The 24,862-nt window shown below is 71.7% G+C and carries 23 protein-coding genes, 1 tRNA gene and 1 pseudogene; 11 read left to right on the plus strand and 14 right to left on the minus strand.

All coding sequences use genetic code 11. From position 1 onward, the window contains the following. Positions 1-69: 69 nt before the first annotated feature. On the minus strand, positions 70-927 hold the full coding sequence (locus ACIGXE_RS08645) for a universal stress protein (RefSeq protein ID WP_399744884.1): 858 nt from the start codon (positions 925-927) through the stop codon (positions 70-72). Positions 928-1,396: 469 nt separating this feature from the next. Between ACIGXE_RS08645 and ACIGXE_RS08650 the strand changes: the two genes are divergently transcribed. Together ACIGXE_RS08650 and ACIGXE_RS08655 are read left to right on the plus strand one after the other, a co-directional pair. Continuing rightward, positions 1,397-2,500: a universal stress protein gene (locus tag ACIGXE_RS08650; protein WP_399744886.1), complete on the plus strand. Its 1,104-nt coding sequence runs from the start codon at positions 1,397-1,399 to the stop codon at positions 2,498-2,500. Further along, complete coding sequence (locus tag ACIGXE_RS08655) at positions 2,497-2,952, plus strand: Hsp20/alpha crystallin family protein (RefSeq protein WP_399744888.1); 456 nt, start codon at positions 2,497-2,499, stop codon at positions 2,950-2,952. The genes ACIGXE_RS08650 and ACIGXE_RS08655 overlap by 4 nt, the downstream gene beginning before the upstream one ends. A 178-nt stretch (positions 2,953-3,130) precedes the next feature. Here ACIGXE_RS08655 and ACIGXE_RS08660 read toward each other — a convergent pair whose 3' ends face one another. After that, on the minus strand, positions 3,131-3,799 hold the full coding sequence (locus tag ACIGXE_RS08660) for a DUF4389 domain-containing protein (RefSeq protein ID WP_399744890.1): 669 nt from the start codon (positions 3,797-3,799) through the stop codon (positions 3,131-3,133). Positions 3,800-4,294: 495 nt separating this feature from the next. On the opposite strand from ACIGXE_RS08660, the gene ACIGXE_RS08665 reads away from it, so the two are divergent. The 3 genes from ACIGXE_RS08665 to ACIGXE_RS08675 all read left to right on the plus strand — a co-directional run bounded on the left by ACIGXE_RS08665 (position 4,295) and on the right by ACIGXE_RS08675 (position 7,668). Further along, the gene (locus ACIGXE_RS08665; protein ID WP_399744892.1) at positions 4,295-5,530 is read left to right on the plus strand and encodes a PP2C family protein-serine/threonine phosphatase; all 1,236 of its coding nucleotides are present in this window, start codon (positions 4,295-4,297) and stop codon (positions 5,528-5,530) included. 282 nt (positions 5,531-5,812) lie between these two features. Then, positions 5,813-6,895, plus strand: a complete 1,083-nt coding sequence (locus ACIGXE_RS08670; protein WP_399745178.1) for a zinc-dependent alcohol dehydrogenase family protein — start codon at positions 5,813-5,815, stop codon at positions 6,893-6,895. Then, positions 6,892-7,668: an HAD family hydrolase gene (locus ACIGXE_RS08675; protein ID WP_399744894.1), complete on the plus strand. Its 777-nt coding sequence runs from the start codon at positions 6,892-6,894 to the stop codon at positions 7,666-7,668. The genes ACIGXE_RS08670 and ACIGXE_RS08675 overlap by 4 nt, the downstream gene beginning before the upstream one ends. Before the next feature lie 7 nt (positions 7,669-7,675). Here ACIGXE_RS08675 and ACIGXE_RS08680 read toward each other — a convergent pair whose 3' ends face one another. Continuing rightward, positions 7,676-8,227 carry a DUF6328 family protein gene (locus ACIGXE_RS08680; protein WP_399744896.1) on the minus strand — a complete coding sequence of 184 codons (552 nt, stop codon included), beginning with the start codon at positions 8,225-8,227 and terminating at the stop codon, positions 7,676-7,678. An 874-nt stretch (positions 8,228-9,101) separates the two neighbouring features. Here ACIGXE_RS08680 and ACIGXE_RS08685 point away from each other — a divergent pair. The 4 genes from ACIGXE_RS08685 to ACIGXE_RS08700 all read left to right on the plus strand — a co-directional run bounded on the left by ACIGXE_RS08685 (position 9,102) and on the right by ACIGXE_RS08700 (position 12,399). Beyond that, positions 9,102-9,602 (plus strand): hypothetical protein, encoded by a 501-nt coding sequence (locus tag ACIGXE_RS08685; RefSeq protein WP_399744898.1) that lies wholly within the window; start codon positions 9,102-9,104, stop codon positions 9,600-9,602. A 164-nt stretch (positions 9,603-9,766) separates the two neighbouring features. After that, positions 9,767-10,327 carry a hypothetical protein gene (locus ACIGXE_RS08690; protein ID WP_399744900.1) on the plus strand — a complete coding sequence of 187 codons (561 nt, stop codon included), beginning with the start codon at positions 9,767-9,769 and terminating at the stop codon, positions 10,325-10,327. A 113-nt stretch (positions 10,328-10,440) separates the two neighbouring features. Then, positions 10,441-10,514, plus strand: a tRNA-Ala gene (locus ACIGXE_RS08695). Between the two features lie 1,156 nt (positions 10,515-11,670). Beyond that, positions 11,671-12,399, plus strand: a complete 729-nt coding sequence (locus ACIGXE_RS08700) for a DUF2625 domain-containing protein (protein ID WP_399744902.1) — start codon at positions 11,671-11,673, stop codon at positions 12,397-12,399. 285 nt (positions 12,400-12,684) lie between these two features. Here the strand turns inward: ACIGXE_RS08700 and ACIGXE_RS08705 are convergent, their stop codons facing one another. Both ACIGXE_RS08705 and ACIGXE_RS08710 read right to left on the minus strand, forming a co-directional pair. After that, positions 12,685-13,566: a polysaccharide deacetylase family protein gene (locus tag ACIGXE_RS08705; protein WP_399744904.1), complete on the minus strand. Its 882-nt coding sequence runs from the start codon at positions 13,564-13,566 to the stop codon at positions 12,685-12,687. An 87-nt stretch (positions 13,567-13,653) separates the two neighbouring features. Beyond that, entirely contained in the window at positions 13,654-14,178 is a 525-nt protein-coding gene (locus ACIGXE_RS08710; RefSeq protein WP_399744906.1) for a DUF6584 family protein, read from the minus strand. 270 nt (positions 14,179-14,448) lie between these two features. Here ACIGXE_RS08710 and ACIGXE_RS08715 point away from each other — a divergent pair, with 270 nt between their 5' ends. Next, entirely contained in the window at positions 14,449-14,919 is a 471-nt protein-coding gene (locus ACIGXE_RS08715; protein ID WP_399744908.1) for a pyridoxamine 5'-phosphate oxidase family protein, read from the plus strand. Positions 14,920-15,031: 112 nt separating this feature from the next. Here the strand turns inward: ACIGXE_RS08715 and ACIGXE_RS08720 are convergent. The 3 genes and pseudogenes from ACIGXE_RS08720 to ACIGXE_RS08730 all read right to left on the minus strand — a co-directional run. Beyond that, positions 15,032-15,204 (minus strand): annotated as a pseudogene (locus ACIGXE_RS08720) (transposase family protein); the annotation flags it as partial. Between the two features lie 977 nt (positions 15,205-16,181). Beyond that, positions 16,182-16,664, minus strand: coding sequence for a DedA family protein (locus ACIGXE_RS08725; RefSeq protein ID WP_399744910.1), 483 nt, complete (start codon positions 16,662-16,664; stop codon positions 16,182-16,184). A 349-nt stretch (positions 16,665-17,013) separates the two neighbouring features. Continuing rightward, a complete protein-coding gene (locus ACIGXE_RS08730; RefSeq protein ID WP_399744912.1) occupies positions 17,014-17,787 on the minus strand; it encodes a class I SAM-dependent methyltransferase in 774 nt (257 codons plus the stop codon). Positions 17,788-18,013: 226 nt separating this feature from the next. Here ACIGXE_RS08730 and ACIGXE_RS08735 point away from each other — a divergent pair, with 226 nt between their 5' ends. Beyond that, positions 18,014-18,583: a hypothetical protein gene (locus ACIGXE_RS08735; RefSeq protein ID WP_399744914.1), complete on the plus strand. Its 570-nt coding sequence runs from the start codon at positions 18,014-18,016 to the stop codon at positions 18,581-18,583. A gap of 423 nt (positions 18,584-19,006) precedes the next feature. Here the strand turns inward: ACIGXE_RS08735 and ACIGXE_RS08740 are convergent, their stop codons facing one another. The 6 genes from ACIGXE_RS08740 to ACIGXE_RS08765 all read right to left on the minus strand — a co-directional run bounded on the left by ACIGXE_RS08740 (position 19,007) and on the right by ACIGXE_RS08765 (position 24,747). After that, positions 19,007-20,416 (minus strand): ATP-binding protein, encoded by a 1,410-nt coding sequence (locus ACIGXE_RS08740; protein ID WP_399744916.1) that lies wholly within the window; start codon positions 20,414-20,416, stop codon positions 19,007-19,009. Between the two features lie 229 nt (positions 20,417-20,645). Continuing rightward, on the minus strand, positions 20,646-21,236 hold the full coding sequence (locus ACIGXE_RS08745) for a hypothetical protein (RefSeq protein WP_399744918.1): 591 nt from the start codon (positions 21,234-21,236) through the stop codon (positions 20,646-20,648). A 319-nt stretch (positions 21,237-21,555) separates the two neighbouring features. Then, positions 21,556-22,338, minus strand: a complete 783-nt coding sequence (locus tag ACIGXE_RS08750) for a cytochrome c biogenesis CcdA family protein (RefSeq protein WP_399744920.1) — start codon at positions 22,336-22,338, stop codon at positions 21,556-21,558. Further along, positions 22,335-22,961 carry a TlpA family protein disulfide reductase gene (locus ACIGXE_RS08755; RefSeq protein WP_399744922.1) on the minus strand — a complete coding sequence of 209 codons (627 nt, stop codon included), beginning with the start codon at positions 22,959-22,961 and terminating at the stop codon, positions 22,335-22,337. The genes ACIGXE_RS08750 and ACIGXE_RS08755 overlap by 4 nt, the downstream gene beginning before the upstream one ends. Continuing rightward, positions 22,961-23,740 (minus strand): thioredoxin family protein, encoded by a 780-nt coding sequence (locus ACIGXE_RS08760; RefSeq protein ID WP_399744924.1) that lies wholly within the window; start codon positions 23,738-23,740, stop codon positions 22,961-22,963. The genes ACIGXE_RS08755 and ACIGXE_RS08760 overlap by 1 nt, the downstream gene beginning before the upstream one ends. A 455-nt stretch (positions 23,741-24,195) precedes the next feature. After that, positions 24,196-24,747, minus strand: a complete 552-nt coding sequence (locus tag ACIGXE_RS08765) for a hypothetical protein (protein ID WP_399744926.1) — start codon at positions 24,745-24,747, stop codon at positions 24,196-24,198. Positions 24,748-24,862 lie beyond the last annotated feature (115 nt).

Below are 24,862 nucleotides of genomic sequence, written 5' to 3' on the forward strand. Positions count from 1 at the left end.
CGGGGCCGACAAGCCCTTGGCCAAGCCTTGGCGGGGCAAGAAGCCTGGCCGGGCCGCACTCTCCGCGGCTCACGCCAACGGCACCACGGCGACCGGCGCGGGACTGTGGTGGATCACCGCGTGAGCGACATGGCCGAGATGCGGACCCACGGGGATCCTCCGCGTCCGGCGTCCCACGACGACGAGATCCGCGTCCTGCGAGGCCTCGACCAGGTGGAACGCGGCAGGGCCCATGGCAGCCCGGGCGGTCACGGCGACCCCCGGGTACCGCCTCCGCCACGGCTCCAGCAGATCGTCCAAGCCCCCCACGAGACGGTCGCCCAGCTCCTCGCCTATGCCCGGGTCCGCCAAGGTCGCGTAACCGTAGGAGGCGGGCAGCGTCCAACTGTGCAGGAACCGGAGGGGCAGACCTGTGCGGGCGGCCTCCGTGAACGCGAACCCGAGCAGGCTCTCGCACGGATGGTAGATGTCGACGCCCACGACGATGCCCGCGCGGGACGGCGTCGGCCGCTCGCCCTTCGCGCGTACCAGGACGACGGGCTGCCGGGTGGCTCCTACGACGGAGAGGGACACCGAGCCGACGACGAACCCGAGGACGCCGCCCAGCCCGCGCGAGCCGAGCACCGTCAGATCGGCGTCGTTCGCGGCGGCGGTCAGCGTCTCGGCCGCTCGGCCGTGCGCGCGTTCGGTGAAGACCTCCAGATCGGGATGCTGCGCGCGCGCCTCCTCCGCGTCCCGGATCAGGCGCTCGGCACGTTCGGCGTGGACACGAAGGTACAGAGCGGGGATCTCCGGCGGATCCGGCCAGTCGTCCACGAGCACGAGCCGCAGCGGCACCTCGCGGAGCATCGCTTCCCGCGCCGCCCAGCGTGCGGCGGCGACGCTTTCCTCCGAGCCGTCGAGACCGACGGTGACCTGGGCTGTCATGACCTGCCTCCGCAGCCGGGTCCGTGCCGCGGCGTCCGAGGCCGGACGCGTGTGCGGCCTCCAGGCTTCAGGGTGCCGCCCGAGCGGCCCGAGGCAGAGGGGCCGGGCAGGTCCCGATCGGGACCGAACGGCCCATCCCGTCGAGGTCCGCAACGGTGCCAGCGTGGGAGTTGCCGTTCCCGGGGCCGGCCGGCCACCGGCCTCCATGGCGCACTCCGCAGGAGGAACCATGAGCAGCGAGACTTCCGCTCGGCCGGAGCCCGACGACGTCGTCGCCCTGGGAGCCGACGGGGCCCTCTCCGCCCGTACCGCCGCCGCCGAAGCGAACCGCTCACGCCATGCCGGATCGCTTCCGGAGCCTGCCGTGACCAAGGTGCCCGGCCCCGCGCCCCGGTCTCCGCGCCGACCCACCGCGCTCCCTGTCCGGTCGAGATCATTCCGCCGTCTCGGCGGCACGTGACGAGGAGCCATGAGTGACGTCCTGGTCGGCATCGACCCCCGCGAGCTGTCCGTCCCGGCCCTCGCCTGGGCCGCCGACGAAGCCGTACGCAGAGGGGCCCGACTGCGCCTGGTCGTTGCCGTTCCCCCGGTCCACGACGGGCTCCCGTACGCCGCGCTCGCCCATCACGTCGCCTTGCGGAACCGCGCGCAGTCGGCGCTCGTCAACGCGGAGGACCTCGTACGGGCGCTGCACGACGGGCTGTGGACGGCGACGGAGCTCGTCGACGGCGTACCCGCGGCCGTGCTGCGCGACAGGACGCCGGGTGCCGCACTCGCCGTGGTCGGATCACGGCGCCGCGGCAGGGTCGCCGAAATCCTCGGCGAGGGCTCCGTGGGCGTCCCGCTGGCCGCACGCGCCGACTGCCCCGTCGTCGTGATGCGGGAACCCGAGCACACGACCGTCCGCCCGCCGCTGGTCGTCGTCGGCGTGGACGGCAGCCGGGACTGCCGGGCCGCCGTCTCTTTCGCCGCGGCGGAGGCGAGCCGGCGCGAGGCACGGCTGCTGGCGGTCTGGGTGTGGCCCCGACCCCTGCTGTCCCACGGCGACGAGAGCGCGGGCCTCGCCGAGCGCCGCAGACTGCTGGCCGAGTCGGTCGGCGGCTGCGCCGAACGCTACCCGGACGTCGCCGTGGAGCAGATGGTCGTGCGCGGTCACCCCGTCGAGGAACTCACCCACGCCTCTGCGGAGGCACTAGCGGTAGTCGTCGGACGCAGGGGGCGCGGCGGCTACACCGGCATGCGGCTCGGCTCCACGGTCCACGGCCTGCTGCACCATGCCGAGTGCCCCGTGATCGCCGTTCCCCTGTCGGCGGCCGGTGGGACGGACGGTACCCCTCCGGGGCCGAACGGTCCCGGCCCCGCACGGACCGTCCGGCCCCGGCAGGATGACCCGCCCGGCTCTGGGGTGCCACGGGCCCCTGGGGCACGGTGGAAGAAGAAATGGAGTCGGGACCGCCGTCCGGATCCCCGGAGCAGGGCAGCAGCCGCGCGACGGAGCCGGACGGATCCGGATCCACGGCCGATCCATCCGCAGGGTCCCTCCCGGGCCCGTACACGAGGAGCGGAACGATGACCGGACACAAGGCGGAACGCAGGCGCAGCCTCGTTCCCGACTTCAACGACTGGTTCAGCCGCGAGTTCCCGGGGCTGCCCGGATGGCGTCCGGCGAACGCCGCGCACTCCATTCCGGTGGAGGTCTCCAGCGGTGAGGGCACGTACGTGCTGCGCGCCGCGCTGCCCGGGGTGGACCCGGACGACGTCACCGTCACCGTCGACGACGACCTCGTCACGGTGAGCGCGGAGCACAGCGAGAGCGAGGAGGACAAGGAGCACTCGGAGTTCCGCTACGGGTCCTTCCGCCGGACCGTACGCCTCCCCGTGACGATCCCCGCGGACGACGTCGACGCCTCGTACGCGGACGGCATCCTCACCATTCGCGTCCCGATGCCCGAGGAGAAGCCCCTGAGCCGACGGACGATTCCCGTACGGCGACCCGGAGACGCGGCGGGCGGAGGGCGGACCTGAACCCCGAGTGCCTCCTGGTCGCCCGGCCGCCGACGTGGCACCGGCGGTCCGGCGGAGCGTCGCCGCCCCCTGCATGGCGGTCCGGCAAAGCGTCGCCGCCCTGCATGTCGTCTGCTCAGCACCGTCTTTCCCGTCCTGCTGTGGGGGACGGACGGGCTGCGCGGGCCCGACGGCGGCGTCAGAAGCGGCTGCCGTCCGCCTCGGCCCCGTGCTCCAGGCCGCCCTGGTCGAGCCGGAAGGGCGGGTAGGCGTCCGTCATCAGGCTCGCGTACGCGGCGACGCGCAGGACCCAGCGGTTCAGCCCGACGATCAGGGCGAACAGGTCGCGCGGATACCTTTCGCCGAAGGCGAGGGCGAAGCCGGCGATGAGCGTGAGAAGGGTGATCAGCCCGCCGGTCCACCAGCCGGCGCGCATGCCGCCGGTGAAGAAAGCGACGACCAGGTAATGGGGGATGGCGAGCAGCCACCACTTGACCAGGACGAGCGAGCGCGAGAGCCGCTCGGGGTAGGCGATGTCGAGCCGGGCCGGGTAGTCGGGCTCGGCGCCCAGGCTGAAGGGCGGGTAGCGGTCGGTGCCGAGCGCGCCGTACGCGTAGTACGAGACGCGCCAGGACCAGCGGAGCACGCCGAGGTTGAAGTCGAACAGACCCCGCGGGTAGCGCTCGGTGAAGAGGATCGCGAAGAAGGCGATCACCGTGACGACGAGGAAGGCGAGCCAGAGGAAGACCAGCACGATCCAGTGGGGAATCACCAGGATCCACTTCACCAACCACAGCCAGCGGGACAGCGGGGTGTCGAGCCGGGCCGTCACCGCCACCGGCGAGTACGGGGCGGACGGGGTCTCCATGAGGTCACTTCCTCACCGCATTGTCGGGTTCGCCGGTTCGTCGGGTTCGCCGGCCCACCACCTGGGCGCGACCCGCGTCCCTTTTCAGGATCGCCCGCGCCGGCGTACGTGTCCGGCCGAGCGGCCGGGCGGCCGCCGCACGGACCGGGACCGGCGGCGTCCGGTCACCGGGGCCCGGGCGGCCTCCCGCACCCTTGCGGGTGCCGCGGCGGCACGCCGCGCGTCTGACCGGGTGCCGAAGCGATCGCCCTGGGAGAATGGGTGTGGGAGCGGACCGAACGTCTTCTCCCCGTTCCGGTGTGATCGCCGGCGCACGCGTGCCGCCGCCCGTCTCCGCTTCGGACCCCCGGGCAGGGGCACCATCCCGCAGGCCGGCGACAGACGTCCTCCCTTTCGAGTGACCCAGCCGACGCCTGGACCTCCGGCCCACCCGGTGGGTGCACGGCCGGGCCGGGTGCCGGCCACGTCGAGCAGCGGAAGGACTGAGCAGAGCCCGTGGAACCGAGCATCGACTACAAGGCGTTGTTCATGGCCACGCCCAGCCCGTATCTGGTGCTGGATCCGGCTTTGATGATCGTCGACGTCAACGAGGCGTACCTGCAGGCCACCGGCCGGAGTCGACAGGACCTGCTCGGTCAGTACGTGTTCGACGCCTTCCCGGACAATCCGGCGGACGCGGACGCGGACGGGGTGCGCAACCTCAACGCCTCGCTGCGCCGGGTCCTGCTGTCGAGGCAGCCGGACACCATGGCGGTGCAGAAGTACGACATCCCCGTGCCGTCCCGGGCCTGGTTGTTCGAGGAGCGGTGGTGGTCGCCGATCAACACCCCCGTCCTCGGGCCGGACGGGCAGGTCGTCTGGATCATCCACCGGGTGGAGGACGTGACCGAGTTCGTCCGCTCCCACGCGCCCGGGCCGGCAGGACGCCCCCTGGACCGGCGGGAGGTGATGGAGGCCGAGCTGTACGGGCGGGCGCACGAGCTGCAGAGGTTGAACGAGGAACTCCGCCAGGCGCACGCCCGGGAACGCCAGGTGGCCCTCACCCTGCAGGAGGCCATGCTGCACTCGCCCGACCTGGAACGGCACCCGGACATCGCGGTGCGCTATGTGCCCGCGGTCGGGTCGCTGAACGTGTGCGGCGACTGGTACGACGTCGTCGACCTGCCGGACGGCGCCTTCGCCGTCGCCGTAGGAGACGTCGTGGGCCACGGTCTGGAAGCCGCCACCGTCATGGGCATGCTCCGCAGCGCGTTGAGCGCCGCCGTCCGAGCCCTGTACGAACCGGCCAAGTCGCTGGAGGTTCTCGGCCTGTACGCCCGCTCAGTCGAAGGGGCGCTGGCCACCACCGCGGTCCAGGCCGTCATCGACTCCAGCCGCCGGCGGATCGCCTACAGCAGCGCCGGCCACCCGCCGCCGGTCCTGCTGCACGCCGACGGCACCTGCGAACTGCTGGACCAGGCCACCGACCCCCCTCTCGGCGCGCGCCCCGACCACGTACCCCGCCCGCAAGCCGACGTGCGCTACGGCCCGGGTGACAACCTGGTGCTGTATACGGACGGCCTCATCGAGCGCCGCGACCAGGACATCGACGTCGGCCTGCGGCAGCTCACCGAAGCACTCGCCCGCCATGCCGGCCTCGGCCCGGACCAGCTCGCGGACGCCGTCCTCGCCTGCCTCGGCGTCGCCGGCGGCGCCCGCGACGACATCGCCCTCATCACGGTCCGCCTGTGACAGCACGGATCTGCGTCGGACAAGGCCGTCCTCCTTCGGACTGGGTGCCCGCGTCCACCGTCGCACCTGGACCGTCCTGGGCCGGAGGGCCCGATCGGCCCTTCCGTTGGGCCGGTCGGCACATGCGCCGCCGTGAGGTGACGCCCGAGCCTTGAGGAGGAGGACACACCGAACGCGTGAAGGAAGCGCAGGTCTGGAAGCGCGGGTCTGGAAGCGAAGGACGGGAAGCGCGTGACAGGAAGCGCGGATCTGGAAACGCGGGACAGGAAGTGGGTGGACACCATGAAGGCAGCCGTCTATCAGGGGCCGGGACGGATCGCCTGGCGGGACGTACCCGACCCGGACATCAAGGACCCCGCCGACGCCGTCGTGCGGGTCGACGTCGTCACGATCTGCGGCACGGACCTGCACATCCTGAAGGGAGACGTGCCGGAGGTCGCGCCGGGCCGGGTGCTCGGCCACGAGGCCGTCGGCACGGTGGTCGAGACCGGGCAGGACGTCCGTACGGTACGCCCCGGGGACCGCGTCCTGATCTCCTGCATCTCGGCCTGCGGCCGCTGCCGCTTCTGCCGCGAGGGCCGCTACGGCCAGTGCCGCGGCGGGGGAGGATGGGTCCTCGGCCACCTCGTCGACGGGACGCAGGCCGAGTACGTCCGCGTGCCGTTCGCGGACCTGTCCGTCCACCCGCTGCCGAACGCGGTGGACAGCTTCGACGCCGTGCTGCTCGCCGACATCTTTCCCACCGCCTACGAGGTGGGGGTCCTGAACGGCCGTGTCCAGCCCGCCGACACCGTCGCCGTGGTCGGCGCCGGCCCGATCGGCCTGGCCGCGATCGTCACCGCTCGCCTCTACAGCCCCGGTCGCATCATCGCCGTCGATCTCGCCGAGTCGCGGCTCGCGGCAGCGCGCAAGCTCGGCGCCGACGCCACCGCGACCGCCCGCGAGGGCCCGGAACAGCTCGTCGAGGACCTGACCGACGGCCTCGGGGCCGACGTCGTCATGGAGGCCGTCGGCGTGCCCGAGGCCTTCGAGATGTGCACGCGGATGGTCCGTCCGGGCGGACGGGTCGCCAACATCGGCGTCCACGGCAAGCCCGCGGCCCTGCACCTCGAAGACCTGTGGATCAAGGACGTCACCATCACCACCGGCCTCGTGGACACCTCGTCGACGCCCATGCTGCTGCGCATGATGGCGGCCGGCAGGCTGCCCGCGGCCGATCTCGTCACCCACCGCTTCGAGCTCGGGCAGATGGAGGAGGCGTACGACGTGTTCGGCCGTGCCGGCGACACCGGCGCCCTGAAGGTCGCGCTCGGCGGCCCGCAGCACACGGCCATGCAGGTCACCGCGCCGCCGGACGCCGGATGAGCGGCCCAGCGGCCGGCTCCCCGCCGCCGCGGGGCGTCGTCCTCGACACCGACGGCGTGCTGCTCGACTCCGCCGCCGTGCACGCGGCGGCGTGGAAGACGGCCTTCGACTCCTGCCTCGGGGAGCTGGCGCCCGACGCCGGGAGGCCGTTCGACGCGGACGCCGAATACCGGCGCTTCGTCGACGGCAGGTCCCGCCACGACGGGGCGGAGGCGTTCCTGACGGCCCGGGGCATCCGCCTGCCCCCGGGCGAGCCCGGCGACCCGCCCGGCTGCGGAACCGTGTGGGCGGTCGCGGCACGCAAGGAGGCGGCGTTCCTGGACGCCCTGGCCTCCGAGCCGGTCGTCGCGTTCCCCGACGCCGTGGCCGCCCTTGCCGCCCTCCGCTCCCGGCGCGTGCCGTGCGCCGCGGTCTCGGCATCCCGCCATGCGCGGGCGCTGCTCGCCGCCGCCGGCCTCGACACGGTCCTCGCCGCCGTCGTGGACGGGCAGGACGCCGCTCGGCTCGGCCTCGCCGGGAAACCCGACCCGGCGCTCTTCCTGCACGCGGCCGGGATCCTCGGCATCCGGCCGGATGCGGTCGCGGTGGTCGAGGACGCCGTCGCCGGAGTCCGCGCGGCCCGCCGGGGTGGCTTCGCCCTCGTCGTCGGCCTCGACCGCACTCCTGACGGACACGGCGCATCGAGCCTGTACGACGAGGGCGCGGACCTGGTCGTCCCCGACCTCACCACGCTGGTCCGGAGGGTGTGGGGGAGGGCGGATGACCGCGGCTGACCCTGCCTCAGCTGAGGTGGCGGCGCGTGGCCCGGTGACGGAGGCGCAGGGGCACGACGTACCAGCAAGCGCCGAACCAGATCATCACCGTGGCGACGATGGCCAGGGCGTAGGGCGTGGTGAGGATGAGGGCGAGGATGAGCAGCAGCGAGCATGCGACGGTGAGGGCGAGCAGCACCATGCCGCACGCCATCATGCGGCCGGCCGCGTTCACGACCTCGGCCTTCATTCTGAGGCCGGACAGATGTCGGTGGATGGCGACGGGCGCGATGAGGGCCGCCGTGGAACAGGCACCGAGGACGATCGTGGTGACGTAGAGGACCCTGTGGGGCGTCGACAGGGCGTCGAACCGCGAGGTGAACACGATGCTGAGAAGGAAGCCGAAGAGGACCTGGACGCCCGTGAGCGCCACGCGCGTCTCCTGGAGGACCTCGTTCCACCGCCGGTTGACCCGCTCGCGGGCGGTCTCCGGCCGTTCGGCGACGTCGGGCGCCGAGTCGGCCGGGAGGAACCCGTCCGCCGCTGCCGCCGAGGGGAGATGTGGGCCCGGGCTGTACATGGCGTTCTCCTAGGGACTGTCGGCGGGCGGGAGCCCGTTCCCGGTGGGCGAGCGAGACGTCGTCGACCTTCCGGTCCGTCTCTCTCGCTCCGAAAAACCTCGTGACCTCGCAGCGGCGATGACCGGAGACCGTCACCGGGCAACGTTGCTCAGTGCGGTCGTCGGCGGACCGGTGCCGCTGGTGAGATGGGAACGGCCGGGATGCCCAGCGCCAGGAGTCGGCACTGACCTGACGACCGTACTGTCGTGCTGCCGTGCTGCTGCCATGCTCCTGGGGCCTTAGGGGCCGCTCACCGCGTCGTCGCCGCCTGGGCGGCGCTGCCCAGGCGATACCGTCGTCGGGACCTTGGATCCCGTCGAGCCGGCTTGAGCCGCTCGGACTCCTGCAAGGCCGGTGCAGGCGTCTCTTCGGAAGCGGAGATCCCGGCAGCCGCAATCCTGGGCATCCGCCACGCCGGGGACCGGCGCCGCGAGGGCGATGGGCAGGATGGCGACTGCGACTACGGCGCGGTTGTTCATCGAGACCTCCTCAAGGCCCTGCAACCGTCGACGCAACTCTAAGGAGTGCGCGATGCGGGGGCGCGCGACCTTAGCCCGAACGGAACCGCCGCCCGGCAGGGACGCCCTTCGCCGGGGCGGGGTGCAGGGCCGGCCGCCGCCGTCCTCAGGCGCGCGGTTCCGTACCGCGACCGCCAGGAGAGGGGATGCGGGGCGGTCGTCGCCATGCGCTACGGCGATCTGGGGAATTTGCCGGTTCGGCGCCGTGAGTCGAGGTGCCGTGGCCGGTTTCGGGTGCATCCTCTGAGCACGTGGACACCTAACCGGCCACGACGGAGGAAGGGAGAACGAGTTGAGGCTCTCCCGAAGGGCTGCTGTGATCGGCGCCGTCAATCTGGGCCTCGCGGTCGGTGTGCTCGGTGGTGGCACGGCCCGTGCCGACATCCCGGACGCCAACGGCGTCTACACCGGTTGCTACAGCCGCAACGACGGCGACCTCCGCGTCATCGACTACGCGGCGGGTGTGCGATGCCGGCCTCGTGAGATCACCGTCACCTGGAACGAGCAGGGCCGGCGAGGGCCTGCCGGCCCGCAGGGCGAGACCGGCCCGGCGGGCACGGTCAACACCGCTCCCGCGTTCGGAGACATCGTCACGGTGCCTCTGGGGGAGAGTCGTTCCAGCTTCGCCGTCTGCCCACCCGGCCAGACGGCGATCTCCGGCGGTCACGGTCTGGGTGACGGGCTCGTCCCCACGGTCTCCAACCGGATCACCACCAACACACCCGACGACACCTGGCAAGTCGTGATCCACCATCCCGCCAACGATCCCCGAGGCACCCCCAACACCGGTCAGGCCATCGCGTATTGCGCACCGTGACGGTGGAGGGCGACGGCCACAGACGTACCCGCGGCGACGACGGCGGATCGGCCCCCATCCGGGTCGCCGGCCACGTCCTGCCTTGGTCCCGGTGCAAGTGGATGCCCGAGCCGCCGTGGCCGGGGTGACTGACGAGCCTGGCAGCCTGCGCGTACGGTCGGCGCATGCGCGATCAACGGGACCACGATCAGGGCGACGGCAAGGCGATGCCCAAGCACTCCACCCGGCCTGCCGACGGAGCCACAAAGGCCGAAGCGGTGGTCTTCGTCTGTGCGACCTGCGAAGCCCCCCTGACGGGACCGCTCACTCGACTCCCCGCGGTCCCCGAGGCGCCGCACCACGACTGGTGGGACGCCGAAGAGCGTGGTCCGTCGCCGGCGACCGTGCCGCCGGGCTGCTACGCCATCGAGACGGAGCCGTACGGCGCGCCCCTGGTGGTGTCCGATGTGGCTGTGCCGGCCATGCCTCGCTACGGGACGATAGGCAACGGCCCAGGGAAATGGCTCGTCTCGCAAGGCCCGCGAGGCAACATCGTCATCAACCCGGGCGACGCCCGCGGCCTGGAGCTTCGGCACGCGTCCTCCGCTTGCTGCGGGGCGACCCCGACCGGTGGGATGAACCAGTCGTGTGCCTGCGGAACCCTCGTCGCCACACTCTCCTCCGACTGCTGCCTACCGTACGAACTCCATCTCTCGGCCGACCACGTCCGCGCCGCTCAGCCCTGAGGCAGAGCGAGCCGCTCGTCCTTCTCGCCGAAGACCGGCGCGGCGTGATCGGACCTCCTTGAAAAATCCCAGAGCGCCGAGCCGCGCGTGGCTCGTATGATCGCGGGCGGGATGGGGCTCGTAGCGCAGTGGTTGTCGCGCCTTCACCGCATGTGGGAGGACGCCGGTTCGAATCCGGCCGGCCCCATCCCATCCCGCTCACCGGCCCCGGCTCTGCGCTGCCGCCGGTCGACCGTCTGACCGGCAACGACACCATCACTTCATCGCGACGCGAACTGCGCGACGCAGCCCGCCAGCGCGGTGATCGTGCCGAGCACAGCGATGAGCACCTCTGCTCGGGTAATCCGGTCGAGCTGCCTGCGTCGACCGGGCCTCTTGTCAGAGTCAACCCGCTTCCTCATGGTCTTCTCCCTTCGTTTGCAGCAGGGCCCTATGGACGGACCGCCCAGCGTCGGAGCTGGGCCGGTAAGACATTGCACTGATGCAGACGGGGCACACCATGGTGCGCACCCTGGCGAAACCCGGCGAATAGTCGCCGGCTATATGACGGGGATTCACGGTCACTCAGCCGAGAACCTGGGGCTTGACGCACCGGAGTGACCGCGCAACCAAACGCTTGACTGCCTGGTCCTTCTCGGCCTGCTGGGGTGCCCTAAAGGCCAGCTCGCAAGGCTGATCAGTAGCTGGGCGGTCGTCACGCCCCACCCCCGGCTGCCGGCCCACGCCTCACCTGAGACCACAGGATCGGGTGCCCTGGGCGTCGAACTCCCGGTTCACCGAACCTCTCGTCCGTGTCGCCGCCACCGGGAACCATGGCCTAATCCGCCACGGACTCAGGGGGATACGGGGATGCGGGGATGCGGGGAAACGCCAGGTCGGCGAGGTGGAGCACCCCGACGGTGTTCCATGGGGCGCGCGAGACGACTTCCGTGGTCCGCCTCAAATGCACGGGAATGGGCCTCATACTCGACCGACGCGGTTCGGGGCCGCGGTCGTCGCGCTCGCCGCAGCCCACACCGCCCCCTCGCCGCCGCTTCCATCAGCGTCCGTCTGGTACCACTGGCCGTGCTCGGTTCGACCGCCAGAGACGCGCCCAGATCCGCACCGAGCAGATCAAGGAACTCGAACGCCCCGTCGAAGTGTTCAGGCCTGGGATGCGAAGCGGACTACGGCCTCTAGCGCAAGGTCATCCGGGGGACGCTCAACGAGGTAGGCGGCATGCTCCCCTACCAGGGACTGGTCCACCGGAGGCATGCGGTCACGAGACGTCATCTCGACAGGCAGTTGGTGCGCGGAATCGCCCTGCTGGATGGGGGGCAGGGGGCCAGTGCGACGATGCGAGCATGCGTGAGTTGAGCGAGTTGATCGACGTCGAGGAACCGGCTTGGCCTGAGCTGAGGGAGATCGTCGGTGCCGGGCCGGTGTCCGTCGAGGTGCTCCCTGCCGATGACGGCCTGGGGAGGGCGTCGCTTCTCCAGTTGCAGGTCACGGCCAGGTCGTATTTGGGCGCGGTGGTGCTGCACTGTGGCGGTCTGCTGGTGGACGGTGGATGGCTGCGGGTCTTCGGCAGCCCCGTGGACGGGGCGACGCGCGGGGTGCCGAGTCTGGCTCAGGTCAATCAGCTCCCTGGAGCCTTCGACCCGGCGTGGCGAGCGGATTCCGGTCTGGTGGTGGCCCAGGACGTGCTGGGCGGTGTATTCGCTCTCAATGGCGGGGCGCCGGCCGGCCACGGGCGTCCTGGGGCTCCTGGAGAGATGGTCTACTTCGCCCCGGATTCGCTTCGCTGGGAGGCTTTGGGGATCGGTCACTCGGCGTGGATGACCTGGCTGGTGTCAGGAGCGCTTGATCAGTTCTACGCGGATCTTCGCTGGCCCGGTTGGACGGAAGAGATCGCGGCACTGCAGGGTGATCAGGGCCTGTCGGTGTTTCCGCCGTTGTGGTCGGCTGAGGCACGTCAGGACCTCTGCGCGACGAGTCGTCGGGCTGTGCCCATGAGGGAGTTGCTTGACGTCGCCCGGGAGTCATGCCGACAGTTCGATGGCGTCGATCCGGGGTTTCTCGGTGTCGTGTGAGCCGGCCGGCTGGCCGAGGCGGCGGTAGAGATCGGAACGGCGGTGTTTCCGGCGAAGGACATGAACTGTTCCGTCCGGCGCCAGCAGCGACCTCCGTGGCCACCGCGGGCTGGATCCCTCCGGCCGCCGCCAGCCTGCGTGAGCATCGAGGTTGCCCATCCGGGCCGATGAGCGGATGCGGTGTCAGCCGTGAGGTAGTGGTTGGAGGGCTCCGCTTGGCCGGCCCGGGCCAGGGGAGGGCTGAGTGAGGCCGCTGTTGCCGGGGGCAACGCGGTGTTGAGCGGGTCAGGGGGTGAGCAGGCTGCGCAGGTCGATGACGCGGTAGCCGCGGGTGGGGAGTGCGTCGAGGATCCGGGGCAGTGCCTCGGCGTCGATTACCTCGGTGCCCCCCTGGGATGCCCCGACGTGCATCTGCAGGACGGCGCCCGGACACAGGGCGTCCAGTGCCCTGTCCACTGCGTCGTCCACCGTCATGCCGCCTTCCGTACCCTTCCATCCGTTCGTGTCGGTGGTGAACTCGATGTCTGCGAAACCGAGCGCGTTGACCTCACGGATGTGAGCGGGACTGGTCTCGCTGTACGGGAACCGGAAGAACGGCGTCACCGCGCGGCCTGCCCCCGCCGCACGAAGGGCCTGGTCCGCCGCCATCACTTCGTCCTGTCGTTCGGCCTCGGTCAGGTCCTTGAAGTAGGGGTGGCTGAAGGAGTGGTTGCCCAGTCCGTGTCCGGCTTCCGCGATCCTCCTCACCACGGTGGGGTAGCGGTCGGCGAAGTCTCCGGTCAGGAAGAACGTAGCGGGTACGCGACGGCGGGCGAGCTCGCCGAGGATGCTGTCCAGACCGGCGTCGTTCCAAGCCGCGTTGAACGTCAGGGCGATCACCCGTTCGCGCGTAGGGATCACCCGATTCTCCGACCCGAACAACGCCTGTAGGCCTTCGCTCTCCACGGTCGCGGCCGGACGCGGCGCGAACGCCTCGGCCGGCGGGGCGCCCGGACCCTGCGCGAGGGTCCACAGCAGGACGGCGGACAATCCGGCACCTGCCGCCAGCAGACGCCGGACGCGGGGGAGGCGGTCCGTGATCAGTGAAAGTGAGCGCATGCCCCACCCATCGGCCGACCGCGCCCCGCCCTTGAGCAGGCACTGTGCAACTCCCGCTGCCGCGGCCAAGGCGCCGGACTCCTTCGGGAGCCTTGTGCCGGCCCGGGGGAGTGTCGTTGCTCCCTGTCCAGGGCGACCGATGGTGCAACTCCGCGCTTACGGCCAGACCCAACGGACGAAGGTGAAGAAGCCGATCCCCCAGATGGCAAGCAACCCCAGCAGGACAAGACCCACGCCGGCGCAGGCGAGACGATCGGTGAACGTGGCCTCGTCGCCTTCCGGTTCGTCGTCGATGTCCAGGGGTATCGCGGCCCAGTCGACCGGGCGTCCGAGCTGCTCCGAGGCCGCTTCGCGTGCGGCCGCCAACTGCTCGGCCGCGAATGCCGTACCGGCAAGGGTTTCAGAAGCGTGCCAGGCCAGCGCCCGCATCCGGGGCAGCGGTGTGGAGTACCGCGCCTCGAATGCGGCAGTCTCCGCAGGGTCTCGATCCTCTTCCAAATACGTCCACCGCCCGGCCTCCGCGGGTTCGCCGTACAGCCGGTAGACCTCGCCCAGGCGACGCCTCAGCGGCAGGTCCTGCGGGAAGGAGGACACGAGACCCCGCAGACGTTGCCGCGCCAAGGGGACCCGCCCGGCGGCAAGATCCGCATCCACACGAGCGAGGGTGTCGGTGAGAGTCATAGCCGCATCATCGCTGATGGAACGGGCTGGCCCACATCCGCCCGGTGCTGGGCAACTCCCACACGGCATCCGTCACCGGCCGCTCCACGGTCGCCCCCCCCGGTGAGCCTGTTGGGCAGCCAGTTGCTGACACGACCGCGGAATGAGACCGAACAAAATAGTCTGCAACAAAACCATCTGCTACGGTCTACCTGTTGCGTCCGGCTCGCGCCCACGACCGCAGCCGTCTGACCTGCCTCACCACGCCCCGACCATCAAAGGTTGATTCCCATGAGCGAGACCACCGCCACCGAGACCACCGCCACCGAGACCACTGACACCGAAACCGCTGCCGGCAAGACCCAGAACGATGGCCCGGCCCCCCGAGTGCTCACCGACCAGGAGCTCTCCCAGCTGTTGAGGCAGGGCCAGTTCGGCGTGCTCGCGAGTGTCAGGAGCACCGGTCATCCGCACCTGTCGACCGTCCTGTACGACTGGGACGCGGAGGACCGCGTACTGCGCATCTCCTCTACGGCCAATCGCCTCAAGGTCCGCCAGCTGCGCCGCGATCCGCACGCCTCGCTGCACGTCAACGGCCCGGACATCTGGTCGTTCGCCGTTGCGGAGGGGGAGGCGGAGATTGTGGACCCCGCCGACGGGACGGCACCCGGCGCCCACCCGCTGCCTGACCGGCGCGTGACCATCCTGCTCCGGGTCTCCCGCCTGTACGGCACCGCCCTGGACATCCCCGCCCAGGACTGAGGAACGCGCGCCGCGCCAATGTGTTCGTTGTGCAAGTAGGCGATGCCGCTCGTCGCATGATGGACGCCGTCGCCCTCCGAGCGGCAGTCGCGGAGGATCTTCAAGGTCGCCGGGGGCCGAGGTGGCCGACGATGCGGCCGGCCGTGGATTTCGAGACGCCGAAGAGCGGTGCGAGCTGGCGCAGTGTCAGGTCGGTCCGCCAGTGCGCGGCACCAAGAGCAACCGACCTTCCAGCGGAATCCCCCACGGCCGGCCGCGCCGAGCGATGTCGGCGCCTTCGCGCCGCGGCGTCCAGGTGGGCGAGGAACGGCTCGATGGTTCGCACTGCACGCTCGTCGTGTGTTGCGGACAAGCTGAACAACACGTATTCCAGGAGCTGGGGTTCGAAGACGTCGATATGGACGGCCAGCGGTTCGAGGACCTCGTACGGGAACTCGTACGGAACCCCTGCCGTAGACACGGCGTGCAAGGCGGACTCCCGCACCGCATAGTCCGTATCGGACACCGCCCACTGGACCAGCCATCCGGCTGCCCTCTCGGCATCTGCTTGCTTCAAGTAGGCCGACTCCAGGAGATCACTCAGCTCGTCGGCCCAGACCTCCCGCTGAGGTGCGTCAGCTTGAGTCACCACAGCCCACGTCGCCTCAAGCCGCTCCAGTAGCTGTTGATACTCGTCCACAGAACGATCGTAGAGACCACAGCTGGCCGAGTGCACCAACGCCAACTGATGCATCGCTTTACTGCCGCGCTGCTGGCGGTGAGCCCTTTGATCTCTCCGTCCGCTTTGAACGGCCCCGGGCATCGTCTCCCCGCTGACGGACGGGAGTGCCTTCTTCTGCCGGGAATCTTGGCGGGCGGGACTGGCTACAGGCGAGTGCTGATGAGCCCGACATGAGGTGGAGTCGGTTCGACCCCCAGTGTCCGCGTCAGCCCGGACGGCCCGCAGGGCGTACTGACCCGCACTGTCGTTGCCTCGGCCGATGGGCGGGTGTCCATCGAGTGAGGTGCAGCGGTGGTGGTTACAGGTGTGTAGGAGGGTCGCCGGACGCCTTGGCGGACGGCCTCCTCCTCCGCTTCATCGTCTGGCCCCCCGCTGCTCGTCAGGCAGTCGGCCTTCTGCAGCCCGCTCCCAGAACAAGGCAGAGGAGGGGCAAGTGCCGAGGCCTCGGGCGGCACGGTCTTGCCCTGCGGATGCCGTCCGAGGAGTGCCGAGACCACGGGTCCATCGCGCCCGCCGCAGCGCAGTGCCCGGCGGGGTGGGGTCACGATTCCTCGGTCGCGGTGTCGCTGGAGGGCGGGGCCGCCGTTCTTCTGCGGTACAGCACCGCCCCGCACGCCGTGAGGAGGAGGACGGCTACGGCGGCCACGCCGAGCGCTGTCCTTTCGGCGAAGAGTCTTCCCAGCATGTCGAGGACGCCGAGTCCCGCGGTCGCGTAGATCAGGGCCCAGGCCGCCCCGCCCACGAGCAGGGCGGGGAGGTAGCGCGGCAACGGCATGCGCATGCTGCCCGCGAGGAAGTTGGCGGCGGTTTGGAACCCGACGGTCAGGAAGGAGACCGCCACCACCGGTGCGCCCCACCGCTGGATCGCCCGCTCGGCGCGCTCGAACTTCGCCGAGGAGATCCGCCCGGCGAACCTGCTGCGCCGGGCGCCAGCGCCGGCGAGCCATCCGACGGCGAACGTCCCTGCGGCGCGGACCAGGACGATGACGTACAGGGTTCCGGCCGTGAGCGCGATTCTATCCACGGCGCCTCGTCCCGATCTCCGGGCCGGAACCCGGGACGCCGGTCAGTCGCACGGGGTGTCCCGCCCCGGCGGAGGCACGACGCGCACAAGCCCGGTCACCATCTCTCACCTGCGCCCTGCCTCTGCCCGTTCCGTCCTGTGGTTACCAGGTGCGGCACGGGAATGCTGAACCTGCATGCCCGCCGGCTCGCCAGGCAAGGTAACCCTAACCGAATGGGTGGGCAGGGGTATAGCGCGCCTGGATGCCGGAGAACGACAGCCGGGGTAGTGAACCCGGGTCGGCTGCCTACGCCTCCGCGCCCCGGCAGGCCGTAATCAGGCTGCCAGATGCCGTTCCGCTCAGGTGGTGTCAGGTCGGTCGGCGGGCGATGGTCAGTAGGTGGAGGCTGGTCACGACCAGGCCTGGATGGTCGTCGGTGAAACGTGCGGCAGCGAGGGCGGTTTCCAGCGCTTTCCCGCCCAGGTTCTTCCTTCCGGTCCGGCGTTCTTCGGCTCTCAGCGCCTCGTAGGCAGGGCCATGAACCGCGTGGACGGCCAGGTGGTCGAGGCCGGCCTCTTGCGCCTCGGCTTGGAGTCCCGCGGGATCGTGGTAGTACGAGGTGGGGCCGTTCGAACGCACCCGCAGTCCGGTCGTCGCGATGTCCAGAGCGCTGCGGGAGTCCAGGTCCAGGAGCTTGGCGTACCGGTTGAGGGCTGCCGCGGCGACCAGGCCGCCGGGCTTGACGACCCGGCGAGCCTCCCGCCAGGCGAGGGCACGCTCGCTGCTGTCCGGCAGGTGGTAAAGGGGGCCTAGCATCAGCACGACGTCGAACGAGCCGTCCGCCTGGTCGAGGGACCGCGCGTCTCCCACACAGGCGGCCAACCCCTGGCCGCGGGCCTCTACGACATGCCGCTCCACCGCGTCGACAATCAGAACCTCGTAGCCGCTGTCCGTGAGCCAGCGCGCATGCACTCCCGGCCCGCCGCCGACATCCAGGACGGACGCGGGCGGCGGCGGAAGGTGTGCGCGCAGGAGTTCCTGCGTCCGCACCAGCTCGAGCGTCCCGATAGTGCGCCCGGAAGTGAGACGGCCGGCCTCGTCGCCGCCACTGTAGAAGTCGGTGAGATCCGGAATGAGTGCCATGTCGACCTCCGGCCGGAACAGCGGCCTGCCGCTCGCAGGATGACACGGCCGGCCGCTCAGCCGCTACGGAAATCGCTCGTGCCAAAGCACACGGCTCGCGCAAGGGCGGCCCGGTGGCGGCCTACGAGCATCTGCCCGTGCACCGCACGTCCGCAGCCCCTACGCCGGGGCGGGCTCGCCCGCCATCATGGCGTGGACGCCATCGGCATTCAGGGAGGGGAATCGGGTGGGTGCAGCGGCTTTGGCCCTGGCGGCAGCCGTTCTGGGCGGCTTCGTCTCGTTGGTCTCGGTGTGGTTCACGCAGCGTTCCGCGCAGCGCCTGCGTGAGCTCGAGTGGGCCCACACCGAGCGGCATCGGCGAGAGGACCGCGAGCAGGAGCGACAGGACCGGCTGCTGGCGGAACGGCAGGCCGGGTACATCCGTTTCAGTGCGGCGGTGAGGGCCACCCGGGACGTGCTGGCCGCCTGTTCGTACGACCTCCTGCGCTCCGGGACCCTGCAGGACGCACGCCGAGCGGAACTGGCCGAGCGGTGGAACGCCTACGTGGTCCAGCACGCGGAAGCCCACCTCATCGTCTCCCCCGAGGCGCTCGTCGCGGTGGGGCGGGTCAACGGTGCCGTGCGCGGGATCTACAGCTTGGTCCAGCGCCTGGACACCGGGCCCGCAGGACCGGAGGTCACGCTGGAGGAACTGCAGAGGCGACTGGACAAGCTGTGGGAGCCGCTGGAGTCGCTGCGCGAGGCGATGCGAACGGACCTGGGTCTGGCCGACCCCATCGACGGAACGGCGCCGTGACAGACGCGCGGGCCCACGCGATGCCCCATCGCGGCGAGAGAGCGGAGCACGGGGCTTCTGCCGAACCCTGCCGCGGTGTTCGCCCCCGCTGCTGGGCTGTCAGTCGGCCGCCGCTGCGAGACCGTCACCGCCCGCCGCTGCCGGGACGTCAGGCGTCCCCCACTGCGAGGCCGCGAGTCGCCCACCGCTGCGAGGCCGCGAGTCGCCCACCGCTGCGAGGCCGTCATCCGCCCGCCGCTGCCGGGACGTCAGGCGTCCCCCGCTGCGAGGCCGCGAGTCGCCCACCGCTGCAGATCGTCATTCGCCCCCCGCTGCTGGGCCGTCATCCGCCCGCCGCTGCCGGGCCGTCAGCGTCCCCCACTGCGAGGCCGCGAGTCGCCCGCCGCTGCGAGGCCTTGAGTCGTCCGACCGCCGCGGGGGCCGTCAGTCGCCCGGCAGGCCCGACGCCCGCGCCGCCCCGGCCCTCCGTCCCCTCCGCCGTGACCGCGGGCGCCCCCTCGTCGACTCCGTCGACAGCTGGAAGGTGACCGCCACGCGGGCGCCCCCGAGGGGGCCGCTGGTGATGCGGACCGTGCCCCGGGCGGCGAGGGCCGCTCGGCGGGCGATGTCCAGGCCGAGGCCGGTGGAGCCCGTGCTGCCGCCGCGGGCGAGGGCGCCGTCCGGGTCGGTGATGCCGGGGCCGGCGTCATGGACGGTCAGTTCCACGGTGTGCGCCGTGCGGTTCACGGAGATCGCCAGGGCGGTGCCCACAGGGGTGTAGCGGAAGACATTGCCCACGAGCGCGTCCACGACCGCCGTCACGTCCGATTCGGACAGGCAGACGGGAGTCGTCTCGTCGGTGATCTGCAGCTCGCACGGGCGTGCCTGCTGGCCCGCGAGTACGGCCCAGAAGGCCGCGCGTCGGCGGACGACCTCGGCGACCTCGCAGCGTTCCCCGCCGTCCGGCGGTTCGTCGGGGGAGTCCTCTCCCCGGAGCGCCCGGCCCATCGGGCCGACGGAGAGCGGCGTGCGCGCCTCGGCGATGATCGCGTTGAGTTCCTTCTCCAGTTCGGCGACGGCCGCCTGGATGCGCCCGGTGTCGGCGCTCGGCGTGATCCGCTCGACCGCCAGGTGCAGCGCGGTCAGCGGGGTGCGCAGTCGGTGGGACAGGTCGGCGACCAGTTCCCGTTCCACCGCGAGCAGGTCGGTCATGCGGTCGGCCATGCTGTTGAAGGCCGTGCCCGCCTCCTTCAGTTCCGGCGGCCCCTTCGGCTGCACGCGGGTGTCGAGGTTGCCCGTGCCGAGCCGGCGCGACGCCTCGGCCAGTCGCCTGGCTGCGGTGACGACGGCGGAGCCGAGGCGGTCTGCCACGAGTACGGAGCCGCCGAGCAGGACGACGGCCAGGCCGGCCATGACGCTCCATGAGAGGGCGACACCGCGGGTCAGGTCGTCGTCGGGCACGAAGTTCTCCACCACCGCGACCCTCTCCTGGGGCAGGATCACCGGCTGCAGGTAGATCCAGCCGCCGGGGACGTCCCGCGAGATGGACTCGCGTTCGCCCAGGGCCCGGGCCAGGAGGTCCGGCGGCGCGTGCCCCGCACCGCCGACCGTGCTGTGGTCCGGCAGATGGATGACCATGTGCTCGGCCGCCCGCAGACCCGCTCCCGCTTCGCGAAGCTGGGCCGCGTCGGTGGTGAGCGCGAGGATCGGCGCCATCGCCGCGGCGCTCTGCTCGGCCGCTGTGATGCTCTGCTCGCGGGCGAGCGACATCACCAGCAGTCCCAGCGGAATGAGGAACGACAGCGCCACCATCGAGGTGACCGCCAGGGCCACCCCCGCCAGGGAGCGCCTCACCGCGCGGCCCCACGCTCGTCACAGGGTCTTCGGAGCCCTCGGTTCACGGGTACAGTGCTCCAACGGGTCGTCGCGCATCAAGCGGTACGGGCAGGGTTCGGGGTCTGAGAAGTCCGGGGCGGTGACCGTGGATGCAGGAGGGGCTCCGGCGCGACGATGCCACGAAGGCGGCCGCGGCCAAGCCACTGTCATCCGGCCCGTGAGGCCCGTGACCAGGGACTACGGGCCGTCAGGCGGCGCCGAACGAGAGGCCGTCCGTGCCGTTGCGCAGGGCCACCGCCCGGTCGGCCACGGGGATCGTACACCCCTCGGTCGAACTGCAGCTCGCATAACCGATCAGCACCTTCGCCTCGCCCGGGGCGGTCGCCCGGATCGGCAGCGTCACCGTGACGGGGCCGTCGGGGTAGACGGGTACGGCGCTGGTCACGCCGGGCACCTTGATGGTTCTGACGGGCTTGTCCACCGTCATCTCGCCCGCGCTGGTGACCGAGCCCGTCGGACGGACCTCGGTGGGCCGCCCCACCCCTTCGATGCCTTGTGCGGGAAGCGCGGTGCTGTAGAGGTGGAAGCCGGCCTCGTCCGGCGTGAACGTGACGACCAGGGTGCCCGCGGAGGCGTCCCAGTCGCTCACGCTCAGCCGGACGGTGACGCCGTTCTCGTTGAACTCCGTCACCGCGGCCGGACGCTGGGGCGCGGACTCCTGTCCGCATCCGGTCAGTGAGGCGGCAGCAAGGAGCCCGGCCACGGCCCAGGCGAGGCGTGCGCGGGCGGTGCGGGGGAGGAGGGGGGCCGAGTGCGCGGGAGTCGTGTGCCGTGTCATGTCGTCGTTCTTCGTCCTTCTTCGGTTCCGGAATGGATTCGGGTGCCGGACTGCCTTGAGGCCAGGTCTTGAGGCCGTGACGGTCGGATGCCGTGACGGCCGTCGTGACGGCCAGTCCGCGCTCGGCAGCGGCAGCGGCAGCGGCAGCTGCTGGCGGCAGGCGGCAGGCGCCAGGCGCCAGGCGGAGGGGAGGGGAGGGGACCGGGACGGGAGGGGAGCGGAGCGGAGGGGAAGGGTGGCGCGCGTGGTCCTGCCGCCCTGCCGCCCTGCCGCCCCGCCGCACGGCGGCCGTCCTCACGCCGTCCTCCCGCCGCGCCGCTCACAGGCCCGTGTTCGCCCCCTCCAGCCGTATCTGCAACGCGTACACCACATCGGTCCACAGGCCGGTGACCAGAAGGACGCCGACGAGGACCAACAGCGCGCCCCCGGCCCGCATGACGGTCCGGTGGTGGCTCCTGACCCAGCGAAAGGCACGCAGGGCCCGCTGGAAGGCCAGCGCGGCGACCAGGAACGGCGCCCCGAGTCCCACGCAATAGCAGGCCATGAGCAGCGCGCCCCGTCCGGCGCTGGCCTCGTTCCAGGCCAAGGCCTGTACGGCGGCCAGCGTCGGCCCGATGCACGGGGTCCAGCCGACGGCGAACACGACGCCCAGCAAGGGAGCGCCCGCCAGGCCGAAGGCGGGTCGGCGCCGGCTGCGCAGCTCGCGCTGGGTGAACCCCGGCAGCCAGCCCGCGAAGGCGAGCCCCATGACGATGGTGAACAGGCCGAGGACCAGCGTGACGGTGTGCTGGTACGCGACGAGGTTGCGTCCGACGAAACCGAAGAGGGCGCCGCCGGACACCAGCACGCTGCTGAAACCGAGGACGAACAGTGCCGCCCCGGCGAGGATCCGGCCGCGCCTCCCGCCGTCCGCCTCGGTCAGCTCGGACACCGACAGGCTGGTGACGTAACTCAGGTAGCCCGGTACGAGCGGGAGCACGCACGGCGAGAGGAAGGACACCAGGCCCGCGGCGATGGCCACCGGGACGGCGAGGAGCAGGGTGCCCGACACCGCGCCGGCGTCGAACCCGGAGGCGAGTGCCGTCCGCGCGGCGCCGGTCATGCGTCCTCCTCGACCACGCGGTTCACGAGGGGCTCCAGTTGCGCGCGGGTGACCGGGCCGGAGACGGCGACGGCGATCCGGCCTCGCCGGTCGATGACCAGGGTGGAGGGGACGGCCTGCGGGTTGAGCAGAGCGGGAGGGTAGGCCAGGAGGAGCTTCCCGTCGGGATCGTGGATGCTCGGGTAACCCAGCCCGTACGTCTCCTCGAACCGCCGGGCGGGCCCGGTCGCGTAGTCGCGGACGTTGACGCCCAGGAACTCCACGCCGCGCGGCTCCGTGGCACCGCGCAGCGCCTCCAGGTCGCGGGCCTCGGCGCGGCAGGGCGCGCACCAGGAGCCCCACACGTTGAGGACGACGACCCTGCCGCGGTACGAGCGGAGGCCGATGTCCTGGCCGGCGAGGTCCCGGCCGGCGGTTTCGGGTGCGAGGAGGCGATCCGCCACCGGCATGACCTTCGCCGTCGAGGCGGTACCGGCCCCGGACGCCCCGCCCTCGCCGCCGCCCGCTCCGGAACCGGCGCCACCAGCGCAGCCGGTGGCCGCGAGGCCGAAGACGAGGGCGAGGGGGAGGAGCAGCAGGGCGGCCGTGGCCGGCCGGCCGCGTCTGTGGCCGCGGGCCGTCATCAGGCCCACTTCCGCAGGAACGCGCTCAGGCCGGCGTCGGTCAGGTCCGGGTTGCCGGTCGAGTGCGTCTCGGTCACGACCCTGCCGTTGCCGTCGAGGACGACCAGGACGGGCATCTTGTAGGCGCCCTCGCCGGAGCAGTAGCTGCGCAGGAGGTCGAAGGCGGCGGAGTCCTGGCTGCCGATGTCCACCTTGACGACGTGGTACGAGGCGTCGAGGAGCGCGCCGACGCCGCTCGTGGCGAAGACCCTGTCGGCGGCCTTGCAGTTGCCGCACCAGTTGGCGCCGAAGTCGATCAGTACCTTCCTGCCGTCGGCCTTGGCCGCGGCGACTGCCGCCTTGACGGCCCCGCGGGCGTCGGCGCCCGTGGGGTAGCCGGTGGAGAAGCCCGAAGAGCCGGATCCCGAGGCGCTCTTCGTGGCGGCCGGGCGGGACGGCTCGGCGGAGGCCTTCGTCTTGGCCGGGCGCGGCGCGGCTGTGGTCGGGGCGGTGGATGAGGAGGGGGAGGCGCTCGGACGGGACGTCGGCGCGGCCGAGGTGGAGGGGGCGGTGGGGGAGGCGGTGGCGGTCGAGGCGTCCATGGGCTCCGCGAGGGTGGCGCTCCGGTCGGCGGGCGCGTCCGGCGCCGCGGCCACGGAGACGTTCTGCGCCGCGTCGTTCTTCGAGCCGCCGACGCCACAGGCCGTGGCCACGGCAGCGGTCGCGACGGTGAGGGAGACGGCGGAGAGGCGGACGAGACCCTGTATGCCAGCGGTGCGTTGACGCCGGTGTGCGGCCATGACGAATCAACCCCTTGTGTCGGTGAGATCTCCGGGGCCGTGCGGCGGCCGGTGCCGGAGTGGGGCCAGAACGCGGCCCGGCGGTCGTCCGCCGGGGCCGGAGTGGTCGTCCTGACCGACCGTGAGCTTAGGGGCGGAAAGTGCTCCCGGAACGGTCCTGATGCTGGTCATCAGGGATGCTTAAGGAACTGCTCAGGTTCGGGACCCGGAGGGCCGAGCCCGGGGCCCGGGTGCGGACGGTGGGTGCCTGCGGGATCACGCGCGATCACGCGCGATCACGGGAGTCCCGCGGGATCACACGCGATCAGGGGTCACGGGGCTCACACGCGATCACGGGGGTCACGGGGGATCACACGTGATCAGGGCGGGGCAAGGGTGCATCACACGCGATCAGGGGGATCACGGAAGATCAGGAAGGATCACGCGGGCTCAGGGGGGGGGGGGGGCACGGTGGATCACAGGCGGGTTTCGCGCACGCTGGCCTTCGCGGCCGGCACGACGGTCGCCGTGATCTGCGAACGGTGGTCGTCGCTGGTGAAGGTGACCACCAGAGTGCCGCGATCGGTCTGTTCGTTGCTCGTGCGGAACCACGGGGCGGGGACGGCGGAGACGAAGCAGACGCTGTCGCGGCCGTACTGGACGGTGACCTTTCCGCCTTCGGACGGGACGGTGTGCAGCCCGGGCCCACCGCTGCACTTCGGCGCGGAGGCCGTGGGCGTGGACGCGTCGGGCGCCCGGGTGGAGGTCGGCGAGGGGGTGCGCGAGGTGGGCGCCGCCGGTGACGGCCGGCCGGCCGGAGTGGTCGAAGGGGTCCTCGGGGCGGCGGCGGACGAGGCCGGGACGCCCACGATGCCGGAAGGGGAGGGGTACACCGCCTGGACCGATCGTGCGGCGGGCGGGGTCGGCCGTGTGAGGCCGATGACGAAGTACACCGTGAGCATGACCGCGGTGACGCTGGCTGCGGTGCACGACAGCCATATGAGGAGGTAGCGCGTGAGGCGTGGCACCGCATCAGTGTGGCCGACGGCCGCCGCGCGGCCCGGCCGGGCCCCGCTGACGACTGCGAGGCCGCCCGCCACTCCGCCGCTGATCTCCGGCTCGGCCTGGGAGGGCCGACTCCGC

Source organism: Streptomyces sp. NPDC053431, assembly GCF_044544925.1.
GTDB lineage: Bacteria > Actinomycetota > Actinomycetes > Streptomycetales > Streptomycetaceae > Streptomyces.

Coding starts and splice junctions, on each gene's coding strand:
- ACIGXE_RS08645 (WP_399744884.1), bottom strand. CDS start 927: ATGACAGCCCAGGTCACCGTCGGTCTCGACGGCTCGGAGGAAAGCGTC.
- ACIGXE_RS08650 (WP_399744886.1), top strand. CDS start 1,397: ATGAGTGACGTCCTGGTCGGCATCGACCCCCGCGAGCTGTCCGTCCCG.
- ACIGXE_RS08655 (WP_399744888.1), top strand. CDS start 2,497: ATGACCGGACACAAGGCGGAACGCAGGCGCAGCCTCGTTCCCGACTTC.
- ACIGXE_RS08660 (WP_399744890.1), bottom strand. CDS start 3,799: ATGGAGACCCCGTCCGCCCCGTACTCGCCGGTGGCGGTGACGGCCCGG.
- ACIGXE_RS08670 (WP_399745178.1), top strand. CDS start 5,813: ATGAAGGCAGCCGTCTATCAGGGGCCGGGACGGATCGCCTGGCGGGAC.
- ACIGXE_RS08675 (WP_399744894.1), top strand. CDS start 6,892: ATGAGCGGCCCAGCGGCCGGCTCCCCGCCGCCGCGGGGCGTCGTCCTC.
- ACIGXE_RS08680 (WP_399744896.1), bottom strand. CDS start 8,227: ATGTACAGCCCGGGCCCACATCTCCCCTCGGCGGCAGCGGCGGACGGG.
- ACIGXE_RS08690 (WP_399744900.1), top strand. CDS start 9,767: ATGCGCGATCAACGGGACCACGATCAGGGCGACGGCAAGGCGATGCCC.
- ACIGXE_RS08700 (WP_399744902.1), top strand. CDS start 11,671: ATGCGTGAGTTGAGCGAGTTGATCGACGTCGAGGAACCGGCTTGGCCT.
- ACIGXE_RS08710 (WP_399744906.1), bottom strand. CDS start 14,178: ATGACTCTCACCGACACCCTCGCTCGTGTGGATGCGGATCTTGCCGCC.
- ACIGXE_RS08715 (WP_399744908.1), top strand. CDS start 14,449: ATGAGCGAGACCACCGCCACCGAGACCACCGCCACCGAGACCACTGAC.
- ACIGXE_RS08730 (WP_399744912.1), bottom strand. CDS start 17,787: ATGGCACTCATTCCGGATCTCACCGACTTCTACAGTGGCGGCGACGAG.
- ACIGXE_RS08745 (WP_399744918.1), bottom strand. CDS start 21,236: ATGACACGGCACACGACTCCCGCGCACTCGGCCCCCCTCCTCCCCCGC.
- ACIGXE_RS08750 (WP_399744920.1), bottom strand. CDS start 22,338: ATGACCGGCGCCGCGCGGACGGCACTCGCCTCCGGGTTCGACGCCGGC.
- ACIGXE_RS08755 (WP_399744922.1), bottom strand. CDS start 22,961: ATGACGGCCCGCGGCCACAGACGCGGCCGGCCGGCCACGGCCGCCCTG.
- ACIGXE_RS08760 (WP_399744924.1), bottom strand. CDS start 23,740: ATGGCCGCACACCGGCGTCAACGCACCGCTGGCATACAGGGTCTCGTC.